This is a genomic window from Streptomyces sp. NPDC091387 (assembly GCF_044756945.1).
Taxonomy (GTDB): Bacteria; Actinomycetota; Actinomycetes; order Streptomycetales; family Streptomycetaceae; genus Streptomyces.
On sequence record NZ_JBIVTZ010000003.1, the window covers coordinates 147,239 to 168,927 of the forward strand.

Annotated in this window: 21 protein-coding genes and 1 riboswitch; of the genes, 10 read left to right on the forward strand and 11 right to left on the reverse strand. The window is 72.3% G+C overall.

Annotation, left to right across the window (positions count from 1 at the left end; all coding sequences use genetic code 11):
- Positions 1–9: 9 nt before the first annotated feature.
- Positions 10–489, reverse strand: coding sequence for a bacterioferritin (gene bfr / locus ACIQM0_RS07525; protein WP_363021351.1), 480 nt, complete (start codon positions 487–489; stop codon positions 10–12).
- 154 nt (positions 490–643) lie between these two features.
- Here bfr and ACIQM0_RS07530 point away from each other — a divergent pair, with 154 nt between their 5' ends.
- Positions 644–1,276 carry a sulfite oxidase-like oxidoreductase gene (locus tag ACIQM0_RS07530; RefSeq protein WP_363021352.1) on the forward strand — a complete coding sequence of 211 codons (633 nt, stop codon included), beginning with the start codon at positions 644–646 and terminating at the stop codon, positions 1,274–1,276.
- A gap of 93 nt (positions 1,277–1,369) precedes the next feature.
- On the opposite strand, the gene ACIQM0_RS07535 is transcribed toward ACIQM0_RS07530, so the two are convergent.
- The 5 genes from ACIQM0_RS07535 to thiO form a co-directional block, all read right to left on the reverse strand.
- Entirely contained in the window at positions 1,370–2,227 is an 858-nt protein-coding gene (locus tag ACIQM0_RS07535; RefSeq protein ID WP_401284371.1) for a deoxyribonuclease IV, read from the reverse strand.
- Positions 2,228–2,233: 6 nt separating this feature from the next.
- Positions 2,234–4,153 (reverse strand): Stk1 family PASTA domain-containing Ser/Thr kinase, encoded by a 1,920-nt coding sequence (gene pknB, locus ACIQM0_RS07540; protein WP_401284373.1) that lies wholly within the window; start codon positions 4,151–4,153, stop codon positions 2,234–2,236.
- A gap of 122 nt (positions 4,154–4,275) precedes the next feature.
- Positions 4,276–5,070 (reverse strand): thiazole synthase, encoded by a 795-nt coding sequence (locus tag ACIQM0_RS07545; RefSeq protein WP_401284375.1) that lies wholly within the window; start codon positions 5,068–5,070, stop codon positions 4,276–4,278.
- 2 nt (positions 5,071–5,072) lie between these two features.
- Positions 5,073–5,291 carry a sulfur carrier protein ThiS gene (gene thiS, locus ACIQM0_RS07550; protein WP_363021356.1) on the reverse strand — a complete coding sequence of 73 codons (219 nt, stop codon included), beginning with the start codon at positions 5,289–5,291 and terminating at the stop codon, positions 5,073–5,075.
- Positions 5,288–6,466: a glycine oxidase ThiO gene (thiO, locus tag ACIQM0_RS07555; RefSeq protein ID WP_401285068.1), complete on the reverse strand. Its 1,179-nt coding sequence runs from the start codon at positions 6,464–6,466 to the stop codon at positions 5,288–5,290. The genes thiS and thiO overlap by 4 nt, the downstream gene beginning before the upstream one ends.
- Positions 6,464–6,576, reverse strand: a riboswitch (TPP riboswitch). Its footprint overlaps the gene before it by 3 nt.
- Positions 6,577–6,766: 190 nt before the next feature.
- Between thiO and ACIQM0_RS07560 the strand changes: the two genes are divergently transcribed.
- The 6 genes from ACIQM0_RS07560 to ACIQM0_RS07585 all read left to right on the forward strand — a co-directional run bounded on the left by ACIQM0_RS07560 (position 6,767) and on the right by ACIQM0_RS07585 (position 13,048).
- Positions 6,767–7,951 (forward strand): NAD(P)/FAD-dependent oxidoreductase, encoded by a 1,185-nt coding sequence (locus ACIQM0_RS07560; protein WP_401285070.1) that lies wholly within the window; start codon positions 6,767–6,769, stop codon positions 7,949–7,951.
- 118 nt (positions 7,952–8,069) lie between these two features.
- Positions 8,070–9,818 (forward strand): peptide-N4-asparagine amidase, encoded by a 1,749-nt coding sequence (locus ACIQM0_RS07565; RefSeq protein ID WP_401284377.1) that lies wholly within the window; start codon positions 8,070–8,072, stop codon positions 9,816–9,818.
- A gap of 42 nt (positions 9,819–9,860) precedes the next feature.
- A complete protein-coding gene (locus tag ACIQM0_RS07570; protein ID WP_401284379.1) occupies positions 9,861–10,226 on the forward strand; it encodes an Rv2175c family DNA-binding protein in 366 nt (121 codons plus the stop codon).
- Between the two features lie 95 nt (positions 10,227–10,321).
- Complete coding sequence (gene thiE / locus ACIQM0_RS07575; protein ID WP_401284381.1) at positions 10,322–10,975, forward strand: thiamine phosphate synthase; 654 nt, start codon at positions 10,322–10,324, stop codon at positions 10,973–10,975.
- A gap of 145 nt (positions 10,976–11,120) precedes the next feature.
- Complete coding sequence (metF, locus tag ACIQM0_RS07580) at positions 11,121–12,038, forward strand: methylenetetrahydrofolate reductase [NAD(P)H] (protein ID WP_363021360.1); 918 nt, start codon at positions 11,121–11,123, stop codon at positions 12,036–12,038.
- A gap of 50 nt (positions 12,039–12,088) precedes the next feature.
- Positions 12,089–13,048 carry a hypothetical protein gene (locus tag ACIQM0_RS07585; RefSeq protein ID WP_401284384.1) on the forward strand — a complete coding sequence of 320 codons (960 nt, stop codon included), beginning with the start codon at positions 12,089–12,091 and terminating at the stop codon, positions 13,046–13,048.
- Positions 13,049–13,127: 79 nt separating this feature from the next.
- Here ACIQM0_RS07585 and ACIQM0_RS07590 read toward each other — a convergent pair whose 3' ends face one another.
- The 5 genes from ACIQM0_RS07590 to ACIQM0_RS07610 form a co-directional block, all read right to left on the reverse strand.
- Positions 13,128–14,642, reverse strand: a complete 1,515-nt coding sequence (locus ACIQM0_RS07590; protein ID WP_401284386.1) for a phytoene desaturase family protein — start codon at positions 14,640–14,642, stop codon at positions 13,128–13,130.
- A 31-nt stretch (positions 14,643–14,673) separates the two neighbouring features.
- The gene (locus tag ACIQM0_RS07595) at positions 14,674–15,291 is read right to left on the reverse strand and encodes a DUF4126 domain-containing protein (protein WP_401284388.1); all 618 of its coding nucleotides are present in this window, start codon (positions 15,289–15,291) and stop codon (positions 14,674–14,676) included.
- Positions 15,292–15,649: 358 nt separating this feature from the next.
- A complete protein-coding gene (locus tag ACIQM0_RS07600; RefSeq protein WP_401284390.1) occupies positions 15,650–16,261 on the reverse strand; it encodes a TetR/AcrR family transcriptional regulator in 612 nt (203 codons plus the stop codon).
- Between the two features lie 29 nt (positions 16,262–16,290).
- On the reverse strand, positions 16,291–18,378 hold the full coding sequence (locus ACIQM0_RS07605) for a YhgE/Pip family protein (RefSeq protein ID WP_401284392.1): 2,088 nt from the start codon (positions 18,376–18,378) through the stop codon (positions 16,291–16,293).
- On the reverse strand, positions 18,350–19,156 hold the full coding sequence (locus ACIQM0_RS07610; RefSeq protein WP_401284394.1) for an ATP-binding cassette domain-containing protein: 807 nt from the start codon (positions 19,154–19,156) through the stop codon (positions 18,350–18,352). The genes ACIQM0_RS07605 and ACIQM0_RS07610 overlap by 29 nt, the downstream gene beginning before the upstream one ends.
- Positions 19,157–19,322: 166 nt before the next feature.
- Between ACIQM0_RS07610 and ACIQM0_RS07615 the strand changes: the two genes are divergently transcribed.
- The 3 genes from ACIQM0_RS07615 (at position 19,323) to ACIQM0_RS07625 (ending at position 21,392) form a co-directional block, all read left to right on the forward strand.
- Positions 19,323–19,847, forward strand: a complete 525-nt coding sequence (locus ACIQM0_RS07615; protein ID WP_385352453.1) for an SAV_6107 family HEPN domain-containing protein — start codon at positions 19,323–19,325, stop codon at positions 19,845–19,847.
- Between the two features lie 103 nt (positions 19,848–19,950).
- Positions 19,951–20,709 carry a class I SAM-dependent methyltransferase gene (locus ACIQM0_RS07620; RefSeq protein ID WP_401284397.1) on the forward strand — a complete coding sequence of 253 codons (759 nt, stop codon included), beginning with the start codon at positions 19,951–19,953 and terminating at the stop codon, positions 20,707–20,709.
- Positions 20,710–20,993: 284 nt separating this feature from the next.
- Positions 20,994–21,392, forward strand: a complete 399-nt coding sequence (locus ACIQM0_RS07625; RefSeq protein ID WP_024493487.1) for a DUF3040 domain-containing protein — start codon at positions 20,994–20,996, stop codon at positions 21,390–21,392.
- The last annotated feature ends 297 nt before the right edge of the window (positions 21,393–21,689 follow it).

Consider the following 21,689-nt stretch of genomic DNA (forward strand, 5'->3'; position numbering starts at 1 on the left):
CCGTACCGGTCAGCTCTCCGGCTGCTCGACCAGCTGTGCGATGTAGAGCGGCTCACCGAGCTTCTCGACCAGCTCCAGCTGGGTGTCGAGATAGTCGATGTGGTGCTCCTCGTCGGCCAGGATCGACTCGAAGATGTTCGCGGACGTGATGTCGCCCTTGCCGCGCATCAGCTCGATGCCCCGCTTGAGGCGGTCGATCGCCTCCGCCTCCACCTGGCGGTCCGCCTGGAACATCTCGGTGACCGTCTGGCCCACACGTACGTGGAAGAGCCGCTGGTAGTTCGGCAGTCCGTCGAGGAAGAGAATCCGGTCGGTCAGGATCTCGGCGTGCTTCATCTCGTCGAACGACTCGGAGCGGGTGTACTTCGCGAGCTTCGTCCAGCCGAAGTTCTCCTGCATCTTGGCATGCAGGAAATACTGATTGATGGCAGTCAATTCGGCGGTCAGCTGTTCGTTCAGGAACTCGAGGACCTCGGGGTCGCCCTGCATCGCAGAGGCTCCTTCCAACCGGTGAACTGGGCAAGTTGGCCGCATCTTCGCATCGCACCCGGTGGCCGTCCAGTAAGTACATGCTTAGTAGTGCTTGCCCGAAACGTCTCTGTACTGGTCATGACCACCCTTGCCTGTCTGTCACCATGGAGACATGGGTCAGCCGGAAAGCCGGGAAAACCGCGCATCAGAGCAGTCCGAGCTTCCGCCGGGACAGCGACTGCAGCGCGGTTGGCCGGTCACCCATTACGGGCCGGTGCCGAAGTTCAGACCCGACCGCTGGGAATTCCGGGTTTTCGGTGCCACGGCCGACGGTGACAAGCACTGCTGGGACCATCAGGAATTCTCGGCGCTGCCGTTTTCCTCGGTCGTCGCCGATCTGCACTGCGTGACGAAATTCAGCATGCTCGGCGCGGAGTGGGGCGGGGTGCTCGTCCGCGATGTCGTGGCCCTCGCGCCGCCCGCGCCCCATGTCACGCATGTGATGGTCTGGGCCGAGTACGGATTCAGCTCGAACCTCAGGATCGAGGACTTCACCGCGGAGCGGGCCCTGTTCGCCACCCACAAGGACGGCGAGCTGCTCACCGCGGAGCACGGCTTCCCGCTCCGGCTCGTGGTTCCGCAGCTGTACGCCTGGAAGGGCCCCAAGTGGGTCCGGGGCGTCGAGTACATGACCGCCGACCGCCGCGGCTTCTGGGAGGAGCGCGGCTACCACAACGTCGGCGATCCGTGGAAGGAACAGCGCTACTCCTACCAGGAGGAGCCCGGGGACGGTCCCGAGCTCTGACCTCCGGCCCCTGCCGGCCCAGAGCCCGGGGGCGGCCCCGACACGGGAACCGTGTACCCCCCTGGGGATACCGGCATTGAGGGGCGGGCCGGATCAGTTCCGGCCGCGCAGCTCCTTCAGCCGGGCCACGTCCGCCGCGTGCCCCTCCTTGCCGCCCGGTGTCTCGATGATCAGCGGTACGCCCTCGGTGGCCGGATGGGAGAACAGCTCCCGGAACGGCTCCTCGCCGATGTGACCCGCGCCGATGTTCTCGTGCCGGTCCTTGTGGGCTCCGGCCACGTCCTTGGAGTCATTGGCGTGGATCAGCTTCAGCCGGCCCTCGCCGACCGTCTCCACCAGCAGGTCCAGCGTCTCCTTCATACCGCCGGGACCGGCCAGATCGTGCCCCGCCGCGAAGATGTGGCACGTGTCGAGGCAGATCCCGAGCTTCGGATGGGCGTCGAGCGCGTCGAAGTACGGGCCGAAGTCCCAGGTCCGCGAGCAGAGCGAGAACCCCTGGCCGGCGGTCGACTCCAGCAGCAGGAACGGGTCGTCGTCGTGCGTCAGCTCGTCCAGCAGCGGCCGCATATGGGTGCGCACCTGGGCCAGCGCCTCCTCGCGGGGCCGGCCGTTGGTCGCGGAGCCGGTGTGGACCACGACGCCCAGGGCGCCGATCTCGCGGGCGCGGCGCAGGGAGTGGCGCAGCGAGGTCACCGACTTCTCGACGGTCGCCGCGGTGTGCGAGCCGAAGTTGATCAGGTACGGGGCGTGGACGTACGCCGGTACGGACTCGGCGGCGCACTCGGCGCGGAACTGCTCGTCCTGCGCCGGGTCGCCCGGCGAGGTCGCCCAGCCGCGCGGATTGGCGACGAAGACCTGGACGGCCTCCGCGCCCATCTCGCGGGCGTACGGGAGGCCGGTTCTGGCGAGGCCGCCGGCCACCGGTACATGGCCGCCTACAGGGTTGCGCATACGGATCTAGAGCCTCTTGGTCTTGATGGTGATGGTGCTGCCCTCGGGGGCCCGGTCGCCGCCGTCGACGGACTGGCTCGCGACCGTGTCGCTGATGCCGAGGAACGGGCGGTCGACCTCGACCTCGAAGCCCGCGTCCTCCAGCTCGCTCCGGGCGTCGTCGACGTCCTTGCCGGTGACGTCCGGGACGTCGATCATCTGCGGCCCCTTGGAGACCGTCAGGGTGACGGTGTCGCCCTCGGCGGCCTCCCGGCCCTCGGCCGGTGACTGCTCGGCGATGTCGCCCGCGTCTTCGGAGGAGTTCACCCGGCCGGGCAGCACCTTGGCCTTCAGCCCCTCCTCGTCCAGCGCGTCGGTGGCGTCCTCGACGGAGAGTCCGGTGACATCGGGGACGTCGACCGGGCTGCCCTTGGACACGACGATCGCGATCGCGCTGTCCGCGTGGCGCTCGGTGCCCGCCTCGGGGTCCGTCCGCACCACCTCACCGGCCTCCGCGTCCTCGCTGAACTCCTTGGTGGTCATGCCGGGCACCAGGCCCGCCTTCGCCAGCTTCCGCTTGGCCTCGGCCAGCGCGACGCCCTCGACGTCGGGCACCTTCACGATCTCGGGCCCGCGCGAGACGACGAGTGTCACCGAGCCGTTGCCCCGGATCCTGGCGGCCGACTTCGGGTCGCTGCCGATCACCTTGCCGCGGCCGACGGTGTCGCTGTAGGCGCGCTCGACGCCCTTCACTTCGAGGCCGGCGTCCGACAGCCGGCCCTTGGCCGCCTGTTCGCTCTGGCCGAGCACCGAGGGGACGTGGGTGAACTGTCCGGAGTTGATGTACCAGACGCCGCCGCCGATCCCCAGGACCAGCAGCACGGCGACGACCGCCGCGACGATGCCGCGCCGCGGCCCGCCGAGGGGCCCGGTCCGCCGGACCGGCGGCTCCGGCGGCAGCGGCGGGGGCGTCTCCAGCCGACTGGTGTGGTGGGCGGTTCCCTGGCCGGGCGGCAGCACCCGCGGGATCACGCTCGTGCGGTCCTCCGCGGCGTCGCGCACCTCGGCCAGGGCCTGCGGCGGCACGGCGTCCAGCTGGGCGTCGCTGAGGCCGGCGCGGGCCCGGCGGGACTCGGCGAGCAGGGCCACCGCGTCGAACGGCCGGACCTCGGGGTCACGCGCGGCGGCGCTCGCGACCAGCTCGTCGAGCTCGGGCGCGAGCCCGGGGACGAGGGCGGAGGGAGCCGGGACGTCCTCGTTCAGATGCTGGTAGATGACCTGGGCGGGGGAGTCGCCGGTGTGCGGCTTGGCGCCGGTGAGCATCTCGTACAGCACCACCCCGCACGCGTACACATCGGCGCGGGTGTCCGCGGTGCCGCGCTCGATCTGCTCGGGGGCGAGGTAGGAGACGGTGCCCAGGACGGACCCGGTGGTGTTGGTGACCGTGCCCACGGCCCGTACCAGGCCGAAATCGGCGACCTTGACCCGGCCGTCGTCGCCTATGAGTACGTTCTCCGGCTTCATGTCACGGTGTACGAAGCCCGCCCGGTGCGCGGCGCCGAGCGCGGCGAGCACCGGCTCCAGGATGTCCAGCGCGGCCCGCGGCTGCAGTGCGCCGCGCTCGCGCAGCACGTCGCGCAGCGTGCAGCCCGCGACGTACTCCATCGCCAGGTACACGTACTGCCCCTGGGCCCCCTGGTCGAAGACCCCGACCACATTGGGGTGCGCGAGCCCCGCCACCGACTTGGCCTCGCGGATGAAGCGCTCGACGAACGAGGCGTCGGTCGCGAGCGCCGGGTGCATCACCTTGAGGGCGAGCACTCGGTCGAGCCGGGTGTCCATGGCCCGGTAGACCGTGGCCATGCCGCCCACGGCGATGAGGGCATCGACGCGGTAGCGGCCGTCGAGCAGCTGCCCGACGAGAGGGTCCTGGAGGGTCGTATCCACGCAGCGAGTCTACGAGCCGGCGCGGACACGACTGACGGGCCGGGACGGTTCCGGGCCGGTACCGCAGCCGAGCCGTGACAGGAACACGCTGTCCACCGCTCCCGGAGCCGCGGTGTCCGGCGTCAGAACGCCGGGCGTTCCGGGTCCAGCGCCGCACGCCCCGCCACCGGCGACGACGCCTCGGCGAAGTGCCGGCGCGGTATCCGTCCCGCGCGGTGCGCCAGCCGCCCGCCCTCCACCGCGTGACGCATCGCGGCGGCCATCAGCTCGGGTTCCCGGGCCCGGGTCACCGCTGAGGCGAGCATCACAGCCGCGCACCCCAGCTCCATGGCGAGCGCCGCGTCCGAGGCCGTCCCGGCGCCCGCGTCCAGGATCACCGGGACCCGGGCCTGCTCGACGATCAGCTGGAAGTTGTGCGGATTGCGGATGCCCAGCCCCGAGCCGATGGGGGAGCCGAGCGGCATGACCGCCGCGCACCCCACGTCCTGGAGCCGGCGGGCCAGCACCGGATCGTCATTGGTGTACGGCAGCACGGTGAAACCGTCGTCCACCAGGATCTCCGCGGCGTCCAGCAGCTCGATCGGGTCGGGCAGCAGGGTCCGCTCGTCGGCCACCACCTCCAGCTTGACCCAGTCGGTGCCGAGCGCCTCGCGGGCCAGCCGGGCGGTGAGCACGGCCTCGCCCGCCGTGAAGCAGCCCGCGGTGTTCGGCAGGACGCGGATGGAGAGCCGCTCCAGTACGGAGAGCACGGAGCCCCGCACCGTCGGGTCGAGGCGGCGCATCGCGACGGTGGTCAGCTCGGTGCCGGAGGCGATCAGCGAGCGCTCCAGCACATCGAGGCTGGGCGCCCCGCCCGTTCCCATGATCAGCCGGGAGCCGAGGACGGTGTCCCCGAGGGTGAACAGGTCGTCGGACACGGTCAGCCTCCCTGGACCGCGGTCAGGACCTCGACCCGGTCGCCGTCGGCGAGCGCCGCGGCGGACCACTGGCCGCGCGGCACGACGGTCTCGTTCAGCGCGGCCGCGACACCCGAGGGCGCCTCGGTCAGGGTCGCGACGAGGGCGTCCAGGGTGGTGCCCGCGGCGACGGCGACGGTCTCGCCGTTCACGGACACGGAGAGGGGGACGGGCGCGGTCATGCGGGCTGCTCCTGTCGGACGGGGGTGGCGGCCGCGAAACGGCCGGGGGAGAAGGGGCGGGCCACCTCGGGCAGCTCGCCGCCGGCCAGCAGCCGCGCCATGGCGTCGCCGGTGACCGGAGTGAGCAGCACCCCGTTGCGGTGGTGGCCGGTGGCGAGGTGGAGGCCGGGCAGCGCGGTGCGGCCGAGCAGCGGGGCGTTGTCGGGGGAGGCGGGGCGCAGACCGGCCAGGGTCTCGGTGAGCGGCAGCTCGGTGATGCCGGGCACCAGCTCGTGGGCGTCGCGCAGCAGCTCGTACACCCCGCCCGCCGTGACGGTGGTGTCCCAGCCCATCTCCTCGCTGGTGGCGCCGATCACCAGCTCGCCGTTCTCGCGCGGCACGAGGTAGACGTGACTGCCCCGGACCACGGCCCGCACGGTACGGCTGAGGAAGGGGGCGTACGCGGTGGGTACGGTCAGCCGCAGCACCTGGCCCTTGACCGGGCGGACGGGCGGCAGGACGTGCTCGGGCACCCCCGCGAGCCGGCCGCTGAGGCTGCCAGCGGCGAGCACCACCTGATCGGCGGCCGGCTCCGAACCGTCGGCCAGCACGGCCCCGGTGGCCCGGTCCCGCGCCACCGAGAGCCGTTCGGCCCGGTGGCGGTGGAAGACGACCCCGGCCCGCTCGCACGCCGTCAGCAGCGCGGCGGCCAGCCTGCGCGGGTCGACCTGGTGGTCGCCGTCGACCCGGAGTCCGCCGCGTACGCCCGGCGCGAGCATCGGCTCCAGGCGCCGGCACTCACGGCCGGTGAGCCACTCGGACTCCAGCCCGGACCGGCGCTGCAACTCGTGCAGCTCCCGCAGATGGGCACGGTCGTCGGTGTCCAGCGCGACGGCCAGGGTGCCGCAGGCGCGGTAGCCGATGTCCTGTCCGCTCGCCGCCTCCAGCTCGGCCGCGAACGCCGGATAGCGCGCGGCGGAGGCGAGGTTGAGGCCCAGCAGCATCTCTTCGCCGTAGTGCAGTTCGGTGACGGCGGCCAGCATCCCGGCCGCGACCCGGGCGGCCCCGCCGCCGGGGTCGGGATCGACGACCGCGGTGGCCAGACCGCGCTGCGCGGACCGCCAGGCGGTCACCAGGCCGATGATGCCGCCCCCGATGACGAGGACGTCGGACCCGCTGGCGCGGTGGGTGCGCATGGGCATCCAGCCCCTCCCTTCGCCGGCATGACCCGGATCAGGTTCGTACGGTCGGAGGCCGTCCAGCCTCCCTCTCAGCCCGGTGCGTCCGGGCTCCCGCGAGTGTTCTACGTGGGCCACCCTAGACCCCGTCCCGAGGAGGGGCCCGGGAGGGCGGTGGGTGCGAGCAGGACGGCGGACCACTTTCCTGACGGACCGTCAGTTGATTAAGGTGGACGGGTGAACGAGCAGCAGCGGGCAGAGCGGCCGGAGCGGCAGTCGGAGCGGGCGGGGCGGCGGGTGGTCGTCGTCGGCGCGGGCATGGCGGGCGTGCAGACGGCGGTGGCCCTGCGGGAGCAGGGCTTCACCGGCGCCGTCACCCTGATCGGCGCCGAACCCCATCAGCCCTACGACCGCCCACCGCTGTCCAAGGCGGTGCTGCTCGGCAAGGCCGAGGAATCCGCCTTCGACATCGACTTCGAGGCACTGGGCGTCGCGTTGCGGCTGGGCTGCGAGGTCACCGGCCTGCGCGCCGGCGACCATGAGCTGGACACCTCCGCGGGGCCCGTCCCCTACGACGTCCTGGTCATCGCCACCGGCGCCGAACCCGTCGTGCTGCCCGGTTCGCAGGGTGTGCCGGGCGTCCATCTGCTGCGCACCCTGGACGACGCGGCGCGGCTGCGGCCCGTCCTGGAGGCGCGGCACACCGTCGTGGTCGTCGGCGCGGGCTGGATCGGTGCCGAGTTCGCCACCGCGGCCCGCGCCGCGGGCTGCGAGGTCACCGTCGTCGAGGCCGCGGACCGCCCCCTCGCGGGCGCCCTGCCCGCGGAGGTCGCCGCCCCGATGGCCGCCTGGTACGCGGAGAGCGGCGCCGGACTCCTCACCGGGGCGCGGGTGGCCCGCGTCGAGCCCGGCAGCGTGGTCCTGGCGGACGGCCGCACGCTCCCGGCCGACGCGGTCGTCGTCGGGATCGGCGCACGGCCCGCCACCGGCTGGCTGGCCGGCTCCGGCATCGGGCTCGGGCCCGACGGGTCGGTGACCGCCGACGCGGCGCTGCGCACCTCGCTGCCCGATGTGTACGCCGTCGGCGACTGCGCCTCGTTCCCCTCCGCGCGCTACGGGGCGCGTCTGCTGGTCCACCACTGGGACAACGCCCTGCAGGGGCCACGGACCGCGGCCGCCCAGATCATCGGCGCGGCCGGCGGGGGCGGGGCGGAGCCGCCCGCCTATGACCCCGTGCCGTATTTCTGGTCCGAGCAGTTCGGCCGGTTCGTCCAGTACGCGGGTCACCACGACGGGGCGGACACCCTGCTGTGGCGCGGCGATCCGGCCGGTCCCGCCTGGTCGGTGTGCTGGCTGCGCGACGACGTCCTGGTCGCCGTGCTCGCCGTCGGCCGCCCGCGCGACCTGATCCAGGGGCGCAGGCTCATCGAGGCCGGGACGCGGCTCGATCCGGAGCGGGCCGCTGACGCGTCCGTACCGCTGAAGTCGGCGGCCCGTCAGTAACGGTACGCACAACGGATGTTGATATCCGATATGTGGACAGGCTCTTGGGGGAGGGCGGAGATTGGTGCACTGTGCATCTTTTGAAGTGATCATTTTTCATACTCTTCGAAGGATGCGCATGTTTCGGCACAGATGGTCCCGCGCGCTGCGTGGAATCTCCATGGCCTCGGCGTCGGCCGCCCTCGTCGGAGGCGCCCTCGCCGCCCCGGCCCGGGCGGACACCGTCCCCGCGCCCGGTTCCAACCCGGCCGTCGCCTACCAGGACCCGGCCGACGCGACTCCGCCGGTCTCCCGTCCGGATACCGAGCACTGCTCGGTGACGGCCGTCGACCACGACTTCGGCAACACGCTCGGCGGGCCCCCGTACGCGACCACGCTCACCCCGCCCAAGAAGTGCGAGGGCCCGTGGAACAAGGTCGTCCTCGACTGGTCGGGCAGCGTGAAGGGGCGCCAGTACGACCGCCTCGCCGCCGTCTTCATCGGCGGCGCGGAGGTCTTCCGCACCAGCACCGCCGAGCCCGACGACGACGGCATCAGCTGGCACGTCGCCAAGGACATCACCGACTTCGCGCCGCTCCTCAAGGACCCGCAGAAGCTCCAGCTCGAACTCGGCAACGTTGTCAACGAGACGTACACCGGCGTGTACGGGATCAAGCTGAAGATCACGTACTACCGGGCCGACAAGCGCCACCCGGCCGCCGCCACGGCCGACCGCGTCGTCCCCCTCGGTGACACCGGCTCCGACAGCGCGCCCTGGATGAGTGTCGCCAAGGGCGGCTCCACCAGCACCGACGTCACCTTCCCGCGCAATCTGACCGACGCGCGCCTGGAGGTCTACGCCCGCGGCGGCGGCTGCGACGAGCAGTGGTTCGACGCGGTCCCCGATGACCTGGCGGCGACCGCCCCCGACTACCTCTGCGGCGGCGGCCCCTACCGCGAGGTGCAGGTCACGGTGGACGGGCGGCCCGCGGGCCTCGCCCAGCCGTACCCCGTCGTGTACTCCGGCGGCATCGTGCCGACGCTGTGGCGCCCGATCCCGGCCATCGACCAGTTCGGCACCGAGGCGTACGACATCGACCTCACCCCCTTCGCGGGCCGGCTGGCCGACGGCCGGCCGCACGCCATCGGCATCACCCCGTACGGCGCGGCCGACGGCTGGACCGTCGACGGTTCACTCTTCCTCGGCACCGACGCCCACAAGGCCCGCACGAGCGGCAGGGTGACCACCAACACCCTCAGCCACGCCCCGGACGTGAAGACCGTCCAGACCCCGGGCGCGAACGGCTCCACCGACGTCTCCGTGTCGACCGGCCGCTCCTGGAAGATCTCGGGATACGTCGAGACCTCCAAGGGCCGGGTCACCACCACCGTCGAGCAGAAGTTCGCGTACACCCACACGGACAACGTCTCCGCCACCGGCAGCCACCAGGTGATGCACCAGCGCGACCACGGCTCCACCACGGTGACGACCCAGGCCCGCGGCCGCACGGAAGCGCGGCGCGGCACCTGGTCCTACCCCATCGACGTGGACCTGGACATCCCGCTGTACGGCGACTACAACAACTACGACATGAGGGCGGCCGTCACCCAGCGCCGCGTGATCGTCGACACGTTCCGGAAGGGTTCCGCATCCGGATGGCACACGGACGCGGTCACCGACGACACCGTGGACTCGACCGGCAGCATCGTCCGCACCGCCGGTGCCGTCCGGTCGGCCGACGGGGCCTCCACCGAGAAGTACCGGGGCACCACGGACACCGGGGCCTGCTACTCGCGCTCCCTGACGACCGCTCACGGCTGGGTCACGGCCGACCGGCAGCGCCACTGCCGCGTCGCCGACGTGGCCCGCGAGGCACTGAAGGGCTGAGTCCGGGTATCGGCTGTCAGTCCGGGATGGCAGGCTTGTCCCGTGACCGAGATTGACGCAAAGATCGATGCTCTCGTCCCTGCCTGGCTCCACCTGCCCGATATCGCCGAATTGTTCGATATTGAGGTGACGCGTGTGCGGCAGCTGGTCAAGGAGGGCCAGCTGATCGCCGTACGACGTGGTGAGAACCGGGCACTCCAGGTGCCCGCCGCCTTCATCGACGGCGACAAGGTCGTCAAGGGCCTTGTGGGGACCCTGACGCTCCTGAGGGACGACGGCTACTCCGACGAGGAGATGCTGGAATGGCTCTTCACTCCCGACCCGAGCCTGCCGGGCACGCCCGCGCAGGCGCTGAGTGAGAATCGCGGCACGGAGGTGAAGCGCCGCGCCCAGGCGCTCGCCGTCTGACCGACAGCCGTACAGGTGGTGCGGGCCGCACGGTGCGGCCCGCACCACCTCCGCACCGCCTGCCGAACGTCATCGCTCCCCGGGGGAACCTCACCATGTCCACGCCTCGCGCGCAGCTGTCCGACGCCCGGCTCTACCTGTGCACGGACGCCCGCAGGCGCCAGGGGGACCTCCCCGAATTCCTCGACGCGGTCCTCTCCGGCGGGGTGGACATCGTCCAGCTCCGCGACAAGGGGATGGAGGCGGCCGAGGAGCTCGACCACCTCGCGGTCCTCGCCGACGCCTGCCGGCGCCACGGCAGACTCCTCGCGGTCAACGACCGGGCCGACGTCGCCCACGCCATCGGCTCCGACGTGCTGCACCTGGGCCAGGGCGACCTGCCGGTGCCCGCCGCCCGCGCGATCATCGGGCACGACGTGATCGTCGGCCGCTCCACGCACGCCGAGGCCGAGGTCGACGCCGCCGTCACCGAGCCCGGCGTGGACTACTTCTGCACCGGCCCCTGCTGGCCCACCCCGACCAAGCCCGGCCGGCACGCCCCCGGCCTCGACCTCGTCCGGTACGCAGCCTCGCTCGCCCCGGCGCGTCCGTGGTTCGCCATCGGCGGGATCGACGCCGGCAATCTCGACGAGGTGCTGGACGCCGGAGCGCGCCGCGTCGTCGTCGTACGGGCCCTCACCGAGGCCGCGGACCCCGCTGCCGCCGCCGCCGAACTGGCCGAAAGGATCCGGGACCGCGCCGACGCGTGATCCGGCGGACACCCCGGGCGGACGGGCCCGCCCCGAGCGACGTGTTTGGGACACCTGTGTCCGAAGCGTGGACAAGTACCGGTCAATTCGGGCAAATCCCGCTGGTTCGGTTGGGTGGCCGCCATGCCCTGGTTAACCTGCCGGTATGGCCCTTGGCACACCCTCCACCAGGACAGATCACGCGCGCACCGTGCGTGAGATGCTCGCGACCGGCGAGACCTTGCACTCCTTCGAGTTCTGGGCGCCCAAGACCGAGAAGGGCGAGCGCAATCTCTGGAACGCGCTGCGCCGGATCGAGGCAGTGGGACCGAGCTTCGTCTCGGTGACGTACGGAGCCGGTGGGTCCACCCGGGCCGGGACGGTGAAGGCGACGCAGGACATCGCCGCCGAGTCCACCCTCACCCCGGTCGCGCACCTCACGGCGGTCAACCACTCCATCGCCGAGCTGCGCAACATGATCGGCCAGTACGCGGGCGCCGGAATCCGGAACATCCTCGCCGTGCGCGGGGACCCGCCGGGCGACCCGATGGGCCCGTGGATCGAGCACCCGCAGGGCGTCCGGTACGCTGCCGACCTCGTCCGGCTGATCAAGGAATCCGGCGACTTCTGCGTCGGCGTCGCGGCGTTCCCCGAGATGCATCCGCGCTCCGCCGACTGGGACACCGACATCCGGCACTTCGTCGACAAGTGTCGCGCCGGTGCGGACTACGCGATCACGCAGATGTTCTTCGACCCCGAGGACTACCTGCGTATGCGTGACCGGGTGGTCGCCGCCGGTTGCGACACCCCGGTCATTCCCGAGGTGATGCCCCTCACGAGCGTCCGCCAATTGGAGCGTTTCCCGCAGCTCAGCAACGCGAGCCTGCCCGCGGCGCTGAAAGAACGCATCCTCGCCGCCAAGGACGATCCCGCCGCTGTACGCTCCATTGGCATCGACTTCGCAACGCGGTTCTGCGCGAAGCTGCTGTCCGAGGGTGTCCCCGGGCTGCACTTCATCACGTTGAACAACTCGACGGCGACGCTCGAGATCTACGAAAATCTCGGACTGCACAAGCAGTCGTGACCGGCCGTACCCGCCGCGATCCGGGGCGGTGGCCGTAGAAGGGGGCGGGCATGGGCTGGACGGTCCTCTACATCGCGTTCGGCATCGTTGCGCTGTGGCTGCTCGGTGAGGTGCTGCTCCAGTACAAGGCGCGGCTTCGCTGGCGTCTGCTCGCCTTCACCGGTTTCGTCGGTGTGGTCGTCGGTGTCCTGATGCCGTCCGTGCTCGTCATCACGGTCGGCGCGATCGCCTTCGCGACCGGCCAGACGTACGTCACGCTCTCCTTCCGGCGCGGTTTCTCGACCGGCTGGGCCATAGGGGGCAGCCCCGGTGAGAGCCGTCGCCGCCGTGGCGGCGGGGACCGCGAGCCGCGTCTCCAGGTCTCGGACCTGGAGACGGAGTACGACCCCGGCACACCCCCGGAGCCCTCCCACGCCCCGCAGAATCCGCAGAATCCGGCGGCGGTCTATGAGCCGGAGCCGCTGCCGGACGACACCGGGCAGTACGGCGTCTACACCGACTCCCGCCAACAGCAGGGGCAGCACCAGGAGCCCCAACAGCCCCAGGGCCAGCCGCAGTACGCCGCCTACGACCCCTACACGGACTACTCCCCGTACCCGGCGCAGGGCCAGGACGGCTACGGCGGCCAGGACGGCTACGCCGGCCAGGACACGTACACGGGCCAGGACGGCTACGCGGGAGCCGGGCAGTACGACTACGGCACGGCGGGGCAGCAGTACGCCGCCTACTCCGACCCGTACATCGGCACCGGTACGACCGCGGGCGCACCGCAGTACGGCACGTACGACAGCTACGGGAACCACGACAGCAACGGCGGCGGCGAGCAGTACGCCGACCCGTACGCCCAGTCCCAGCAGTACGCTCCCGATACCCCGCCGGGCGGCGTCTGGGTGCCGCAGCAGCGCGAGGGCGAACAGCACCACCCCCCGATGCCCCCGGAGCAGCCCGTACAGCCCGCCCAGTACCCGAACGGCCACGACACCGGCCACAACGACCAGTACCGCTACTGACAGCCCCGACTGACGGCCGGTCACCGCTCCGCGGTCCCGTCGCCTGACGGCGGGTCACCGCGCGTCGGCCCCCGCTGTCTCACTGGGAGCCGCGGAACCCGTCCCCCTCGACGATGAGTCCGGCGACCAGCGTCCCCGACATCCCCGCGTGCGCCAGTCCGCCGCCCGGATGCGCCCAGCCGCCCGCCAGCAGCAGCCCCGGCACCCGGGTGCGGTTCCCCGCGTGCAGATACCCGCCGCCGGCCCCGGCCAGCGCGGGCGGGGGAACCGAGCCGGCCTGCGCACCGGTCTCCGCCTCGGTCTCCGCGGGCGTCCGCACCTCCGCGTGGAGCAGCCGGTCCCGCAGGCCGGGCACGGCCGCGCCCGCCGTGTCGATCAGGGTGTCCGCGTACCGCGCCCGCAGCGCGGCGTCCGTCCAGTCCACCGGGCCGTGCGGAGCGACCGTCGCCATCAGCGTCACGGCCTCGTGGGCCGCGTCGGGACGGGTCGAGGGGTCGTCGGGGCGCAGCACCGTCACCGTGGGGTGCGCGGCGAGCCGGCCCCCGAACACCGCCGCACGCTCGGCCGCCCCGTCCGCCGGATGCACCAGCGTCCGGTGCACGGCATCCGCGGGCCGGGCGCCGCGCAGCGACAGCAGGACCAGGAACCGGCCCGCCGCCCCGCCGCCCGGCCGCGGCTGAACCGTCACATCGCCGTCCCGCCAGATCTCCTGACCGGGCATCAGCCCCGGGTGCGGGCGGGCTCCGAGCACCACGTGGGCGGCCTCCGCGACCGTCCCGTCGGCCAGCTCCACACCCGCCGCCCGGCCGTCCTTCTCCACCACCCGGGTCACCTCTGCGCCGAAGACGAACTCCACCTTCCGCGCCAGGCACCGCTCGTACACCGCCTGTGCCAGCGCCCGCGTTCCGCCGGAGACGTACCAGCTGCCGAACGTCTCCTCCATGTACGGCAGCAGGGCCGCGCCCGCCGGGGCGTGCAGCGGATCCAGGCCGTAGGACAGCGCGTACCCGTCGAGGAGGGCGGCCAGCCGGGGGTCCGCCAGCTCACGGGAACCCACCTCCGCCACCGTGCCGGCCCGCGACGCCGGGCGCAGGAGGCGCCGCCGTACCAGCGCCGGGTACGGATCGCGGGCCAGCACCTGCCAGTCGGGGCGCAGCGGCTCCTCCAGCAACGGCCGCCTGGACCGGTCCCAGGCATCCCCGGCCCGGTCCAGGAACGCGCCCCAGCTCGCACCGGCACCCTGCCCGAGCGCGCCGTCCAGCGCGTCGACGACCCCGGCCCGCGAGGCGTTCGGCAGCGACACCGCGGTGCCGTCCGCGAAGACGTGGCGGCTCGCCGGATCGACCTGGGTCAGGGTGACGCACCGCTCCAGCGGCTCCTTGCCCGTCTTCACGAACAGGTCGCGGTAGACCGCGGGCAGATGCAGCAGGGAGGGGCCGGTGTCGAACGCGAAGCCGTCCCGGGCATGACGGCCGACCGAGCCGCCGAAGGTCTCCGACCGCTCGTACACCGTCACCCGGTGGCCTGCCACGGCCAGCCGGGCCGCCGCCGACATCGCGCCCATCCCGGCGCCGATCACCGCAATACGTGCCATGGCAGCGACCTTAACGGCCGCCACTGACAGCTCAGCCGTCAGGCCACGGGGAAACGGGGGAGACCGGCCGCCTCTCCTCCCGCCGCTGCGCCCTGCGGCGCAGGAAGCGGCGGATGCGGGAGGTCAGGAAGGCCAGTATCAGCAGGCCGAGCAGCAGCAGCGTCCCGGCGATGCCGGCCGCGATCACCGGATGGAAGAGGGCGAACGTGACCACCGCGGCCACGCCCAGGTCCTCGACCGTGCTCATGGCGATATTGCTGAACGGCTCGGGGGAGGTGTTGACCGCCATCCTCGTGCCCGCCTTCACCAGATGGCTCATCAGCGCGGTGGACCCGCCGACGGCCCCCGCCGCGAGCTCCGACAGCGAACCGTCGTCGCCCGCCAGCAGCGCCGCGACGACCGCTCCGGCGAGCGGCCTGACGACGGTGTGCGCCGTGTCCCAGACCGTGTCCATGTACGGGATCTTGTCGGCCACCATCTCGCACAGGAAGAGCACACCGGCCACGACGAGCACATCGGTGCGCTGCAGCGAGTCGGGCACCTCGTCGGTGACACCGGCCGCGCCGAGGACGCCGAGCAGGAGGACCACCGCGTAGGCGTTGATCCCGCTGGCCCAGCCGCTCGTGAACACCAGGGGGAGTACGGACACGGACGCGATCGTAACCAGTCGGCGTACGGCCGCGGGAGCGCTTGGGTGCGCACGTCTGAGTATCCGTACCCAGAGCGCGAGATGAGTAGGTACGCGGATGGGCCGCGACCTGCTCGGACGGCAGAGTGGGGACCACGGAAGGGGCGCTGCGCCGGTACCGCCGGCACGGGGCGGCGGAGCAGGCGCGGCACCCCGTCCGGAACGGGGGTGCACGACGGAGGATCCGGGGCCACGGGGGACAACGGGGTCACGGGGGAAGGTTCTCCGGCAGCACGGAAGACGCCGGTCCGGCGGGGCTCGGGGGGATCGAGCCCCGCAGGACCGGCGTCTTCGTGTGCCCGGCCGCGCGGAGCGGGGGTCAGCGCCCGCTGACCCGCCCGTGCAGCAGCAGGGACAGCGCCGAGTGCACGTCGTCGATCGACCGCTCCGGCTGGAACGCCTGCCAGTCCAGCGCCGCCACCAGCACCATGCCGACCAGCGCGGCCGCCGTCAGCGGGATGTCGATCTCCTCGCTGAGCTCGCCGCCCGCGACCCCCTCCCTGAGCACTCCCTCGACCACGGCGACGGCCTCCTGACGCACCACCAGCAGGGTCGCCTGCCAGGCCCGGTTCGTCCGCCACAGTTCGGCCACGTACAGCTGGGTGAAGGCCGGGTAGCGGTCGATGAAGACCAGACCGGCCCGGATCATGGCGTCCAGCGCCTCGACCCGGCTGCCACCGCGCTCGTCGGTCTCCTCGGCCGCGGAGCGCAGCGAGGAGGTGAGCAGCCCGACGCCGTGGCGCAGCAGCTCCTCGAAGAGTTCGGTCTTGCTCTTGAAGTTGTAGTAGACCGTGCCCTTGGCGACCCCGGCTCGTTCGGCGATCTCGTCCACGGTGGTGGCCGAGAAGCCCTTCTCGGCGATGAGGGTCACGGCCGCCTCGTAGAGCTTCTGCCGGGTGGCCTGGCGGCGCGTGGTGCTACTGCTTTCCATGCTCCTGATTCTCACAGGTCCCGGGGCGCTCACAGGCTCAGTTCCGGGTGGAGCCGGTCCAGTGTCCACATCTGTTTGCGGCGTGCCGAGACGGCGGTCAGCGCGAGCGCGCCCGCGGTGAAGGCCAGCAGCACCGCGCAGCCCTGCCAGACCGGGCCGAGTCCGCCGCCCGTGATCAGCCGGCGCAGCCCCTCGACGACGTAGCTCATCGGCAGGTAGGGGTGGATCGCGTTGAAGAAGCCCGGACTGGTCTGCACCGGGTACGTGCCCCCGGCCGAGGTCAGCTGGAGCATCAGCACCGCGAGTACGAGGATGCGTCCCGCCGCCCCGAAACGGGCGTTGAGCCACTGCACGATCGCGGCGAAGCAGCAGGTCACCAGCGCCAGGAAGCCGATCGTCCCGGCGGCCCTGACCATCTGGAGGCCCAGTCCCCAGTGCAGTACGGACATCAGCGCGGCCACCTGGAGCAGGCCGATCGCGGCCACCGGCAGCCAGCCCGCGAGGGCGATCCGCCAGGCCGGTGCCCCGGCGGCCAGCGCGCGCCGGTTGAGCGGCTGGATCAGCATGTACGCCACCATCGCGCCGACCCAGAGGGAGAGCGGGATGAAGTAGGGGGCGAAGCCGGTGCCGTAGTTGGGAGCGGCGTGCAGCGACTGGGACGCCAGCTTCACGGGGTCGGACATGACTCCCGTACGGGCGTCGCGGTCCTTCTCGTCGTAGTCGGGGATCTTGCCGACGCCGTCGTTGAGGCCCTGGGCGAGCGTGGCGGAACCGTCGCCGAGCCGGATCATTCCGCTGTCCAGACTCGTCGCGCCCTTCTTGAGGTCGCCGACGCCGGTGTTCAGCTCGGCCGAGCCCGACTTGGCCGTGGCCAGCCCGGTGTGCAGCTGGCCGGCGCCCTTGGCGACCTTGTGGGCACCGGTGTTGAGCGCGTTGACCTTCTTGACCGCGCTCTCCAGGTCCTCGTCCAGATGCGGCGAGCGCGCCGCGAGGGCGTCGGCCTGCTCCTGAAGGGTGGTCAGCTGACCGCGCAGCTTCTTGAGGTCCCCGTGCTGGTTCTTGACCAGCACGTTCACGTCGTCGGCCACGGCCGCGACATCGGCCGCCGCCGTCACGGCCCGCTTCAGCGGCGGACAGACGGTGGGGTCGGGGAGCGGCTGCTCCTCGCACCGGGTGCGGTGGACGTCGGCGAGATCGTCGGAGGCCGTGTGCGCGGCGGTGGCGGCGGCGGGCGCGGCCTTCACCAGCACGTCGAGGTTGTCCCGTACGGTCTGCGAGGAATCGGCGACCAGCCTGGCCGTGTCACCGATCGACTTCCCGTTGTCCTTGAGGAACGGGCGGACGTCGGCCGCCACCCCGTTGACCTTGTCGGCGAGGAGCTGAGTGCCGTCCGCGACCTGGCGCGAGCCGGTCTCCAGGTCGCTCGCCCCCGTGTTCAGCTTGACGATGCCGCCGGCCAGCCTGCTGCTGCCGGCCTTCGCGTCCTTCAGCCCGTCCGCGAGGTCCTTCGAGCCCTTCTTCGCCTTGCCGATCCCGCCCTTGAGGTCGTCGGCGCCCTTGGCCGCCTTCGCCGTCGCGTCGTGGAGATCGGAGAAGTTGATGAAGATCCGGTCGAGGAAGCCGCGTGAGGCGTTGGCCGAGGCGGCGGTGCGGACCTCGGAGAAGACCGTCCGGGAGATCTGGCCGACGATGTAGTTGTTCGCGTCGTTGGTGCGCACCTGGAGCGCGCCGGTCTCGGGGGAGTCGCCCGCGCTGGAGGCGATGCGGCTGCTGAAGTCCGACGGCATGGTCAGCGAGAGGTAGTACGTGCCGTCCTCGACGCCCTTGCCGGCCTCTGCGGCGCTCACCTCGTGCCAGTCGAAGACCTTGGAGTCGAGCAGCTTGCCGGTGATCTCGTCCCCGGCCGCGATGCGCTTGCCCTCGGCCAAGGCGCCCTTGTCGTCGTTGACCAGGGCTACCGGGATGCGGTCCAGGCGGCCGTACGGGTCCCAGAACGACCACAGGTACAGGGCGCCGTAGAGCAGGGGCAGCAGCAGGAGCGCGGCCAGCGCCGCACGGGGCAGCCTTCCCCTGCCGAAGCGCCTCAGCTCAAGAGCGGCCAGTCTCGGCGAACGCATCGGCCGTCCCTTCGTCGTCCGTGGGGTCCGCCGGTTCCGCGGCGTCCGTGGTGTCGGTACTGCTGGAGCGCTGCGCCGTCTCGGGGGCGTCCGTGCGTACGGTGACCGCGCCCTCGGGGGCCTCGCTGCACACGGCGAGCACGGTCGTGCCGTCGGCGGCGAGGGAGCGCAGCAGCTCCCAGGCCTCGGCGCGCTCGGTGTCGGAGAGCTTGAGGTCGGCGTCGTCCACCGCGATCAGCGCGGGCCGGCCGATCAGCGCGAGGGCGAGCGAGAGCCGCAGGGCCTCCAGCCGTTCCAGATCCCGTACGGAGGTCCGCTCGGCCTTGGGCAGTGTGGCGGGGTCGAGTCCGGCGGCGTCGAGCGCCGCGTCGATCCGGGCCCGTGCCGTGGCGGCGCGCTCGCGGCGCGGTCGCAGCAGGGCGCGCAGGGAGCCGTCGTAGCGGCGCTGGAGCAGGGCGCGTTCGCGCAGGTGCTCGGCGACCGTGAAGGCAGGGTCGAGCTCGCTGACCCCGGGCACGGGTCCCAGTGCGGCGACGCGCCGTACGGCGGCGGCCCGGCGCGGCAGGCGCAGGCCGCCGGTCTCGGCGTGGCCCTCGGTGGACCGCATCCGGCCGGTGAGGGCGAGCAGCAGGCAGGTGCGGCCGGAGCCGGACGGGCCCTCGACCGCGATCAGGGAGCCGGGGCCGGCGCTGAAGGTCACTCCGCGGAAGGCCCAGCCGCGCGGCCCCTTGAGCCCGAGGTTCTCGGCGGTGACGGCCGCCCCGTGCGGGCTGTCCACAACCCCTCCTCCGTTCTTTGAACTGACTGGTCAGTACAAAAAATAGCGGGAACTTGTGATCGAAGCAAAACCGCAGGTCAGGAGGTGATCGAAGTCGATTGTCAGTGGGGGCCGTCACGATGGATACAGACGGCCACGAAGCCGTTACGAGACAGGAGGTTCTGTCATGGCCCACTCGTCCGCAGCAGCCGCTCCGCGACGCCGCGCAGACGGCCCTGCCCCCTCACCGACCGGCCCGGCGCACGACGTCCACCCCGTTCTCCGGCGCGCCACGGCGCCACCCGCCGCTCTCGATCTCCTCGCCCAGGCCCACGCCGGCCTCGAAGAGGCAGCTGTTCTCGACGTGCCCAACGAGCGGTATGCCACCGCCCACCTCGCCGCGCTCCGCGCCGCCGCCGCGGTTCTCGCCGTCCGGGGGCGCCCCGAGACCTCCCGGCGGCGCCGCGAGCGGATCCGCAGCGCCTGGGAGGTCCTCCCGGAAATCGCCCCCGAGCTGACCGAGTGGAGCGCCCTGTTCGCCTCGGGCGCCCGGCGGCGGGCCCGGGCGGAGGCGGGCATACCCGGAGCGGCCGGCCGGCGGGACGCGGACGACCTGCTGCGGGACGCGGCGATGTTCCTGCGCCTGGTGGAGCGGCTGCTGGTCCTCCAGCCGGTGCTTCCGCAGCCCCGCGGGGAGCGGCCCGAGGAGTGAGGGCGGCGCGGGCGGCGCGAGGCAATAGGGTGGACGGGACCTATCACCTGCGCTGTTCACGCTCCGCCGTCAGCGGCGGCACCGTGCCGAGGAGACAACTGCCGTGTCGGACCAGCTGCGCCCCCGCGCCTCCCTTCGTACCGCCGTGGTCTGGGAGGTCCTCAAGGACGCCCTCGACCGTCGGGTCAAGGCGACCGGCAGGGACGCCCTGGACGTACTGGACACCGGCGGCGGCACGGGCAACTTCGCCGTACCGGTGGCCCGCCTCGGCCACCGGGTCACCGTCGTCGACCCCAGCCCCAACGCGCTCTTCGCGCTGGAGCGCCGCGCCGCGGAGGCCGGGGTCGCCGAGCGTGTCCGTGGTGTCCAGGGCGACATCCTCGGACTGTTCGACGTGGTCGAGCGCGGTGGCTACGACGCGGTGCTCTGTCACGGCGTCCTGGAGTACGTGGACGACCCCGCGGAGGGCGTACGGAACGCGGTCGACGCGCTCCGCCCGGCGGGAGCCCTCAGCCTGCTCGCCGCCGGGCTGGGCGGCGCGGTCCTGGCCCGCGCGCTCGCCGGTCACTTCACCGAGGCCAGGCAGGCTCTCAGTGACCCGGCGGGCCGCTGGGGCGAGGGCGACCCGATGCCCCGGCGGTACACGGCGGACCAGCTCACCGAGCTGGTCTCGGCGGCCGGCGTCGAGGTCGGCGCGGTCCACGGCGTACGCGTCTTCGCGGACCTCGTGCCGGGCGTCCTGGTGGACACCGAGCCCGGCGCGATGGAAGCCCTGCTCAAGCTGGAGACGGCTGTCGCCGAACTGCCGGCGTTCCACTCGGTGGCGACCCAGCTGCACGTTCTGGGCACCAAGCACGCCTGAGGCACCGGCCGGATCGCGCCGCTAGCGCGGCTGATCAGCAACGCAGCCGCAGACGGAGTACGGCCCAGCAGCCCCGATCAGCGCCTCGGCCCCGTATGATCGGGGGACACCATCCGGCATGACGGATCGGAGGTTGGGGAATCAACGCCTCAGCAGCTGAGCCGTCGTGGCGGCCCGGACTGGCTGATTGGCAATGAGGGCGGGTTTCACGGGGACGATTCCCTGCCTATCCTGGAAGGGCCGCATACCGGCCGCCCCCCGCGGCCGACGACGAGGAGGACTCCGTGCCGCTCTCGGAGCACGAGCAGCGAATGCTCGAGCAAATGGAGCGAGCGCTGTACGCCGAAGATCCCAAGTTCGCGACAGCGCTCGAGGGAAGCGGGCTGCGTACGTACACCCGGCGACGGGTCTACCAGGCAGTTGCTGGCTTCCTGGTGGGTATCGCGCTCCTCATGGCCGGAATGGTCGCCCAGCAGATCTGGATCAGCGTGGTGGGGTTCCTCGTCATGCTGGGCTGTGCGGTGCTCGCGGTCACGGGTTGGCGCAAAGCGCCCAAGCCCGGTGAGCAACAGACAGCCGGGACCGGAGGCGGGGGCGAGCGTCGACAGCCCAAACAGCGCCGGACCGTGATGAACCGTATCGAGCAGCGGTGGCAGCGCCGCCGTGATGAGCAGGGCCAGTAAGCGCTTCGAACACTTATGGGTGAGGGGCGGTCGCATTTCTGCGACCGCCCCTCACACGTGTGTCCGCGCCGCGGGCACCGGCCGGATGGGTGCGGACACCAGCCGCCTGGCGCGCTGGAGAGAACCGCCGGGTGGACCGGAAAGGGCCTCCGACGCGGCCTCCGACACTGCGGTCCGCCCCGGCGTGGGGGGGGGGGGGGCGCCCCCCCCCCCGCCGCGGGGGGGGGGGCCCCCCCCCCCCCCCCCCCCCCCCGCCCCCCCCCCCCCGCCCCCCCCCCCCCCCCCCCCCCCCCCACG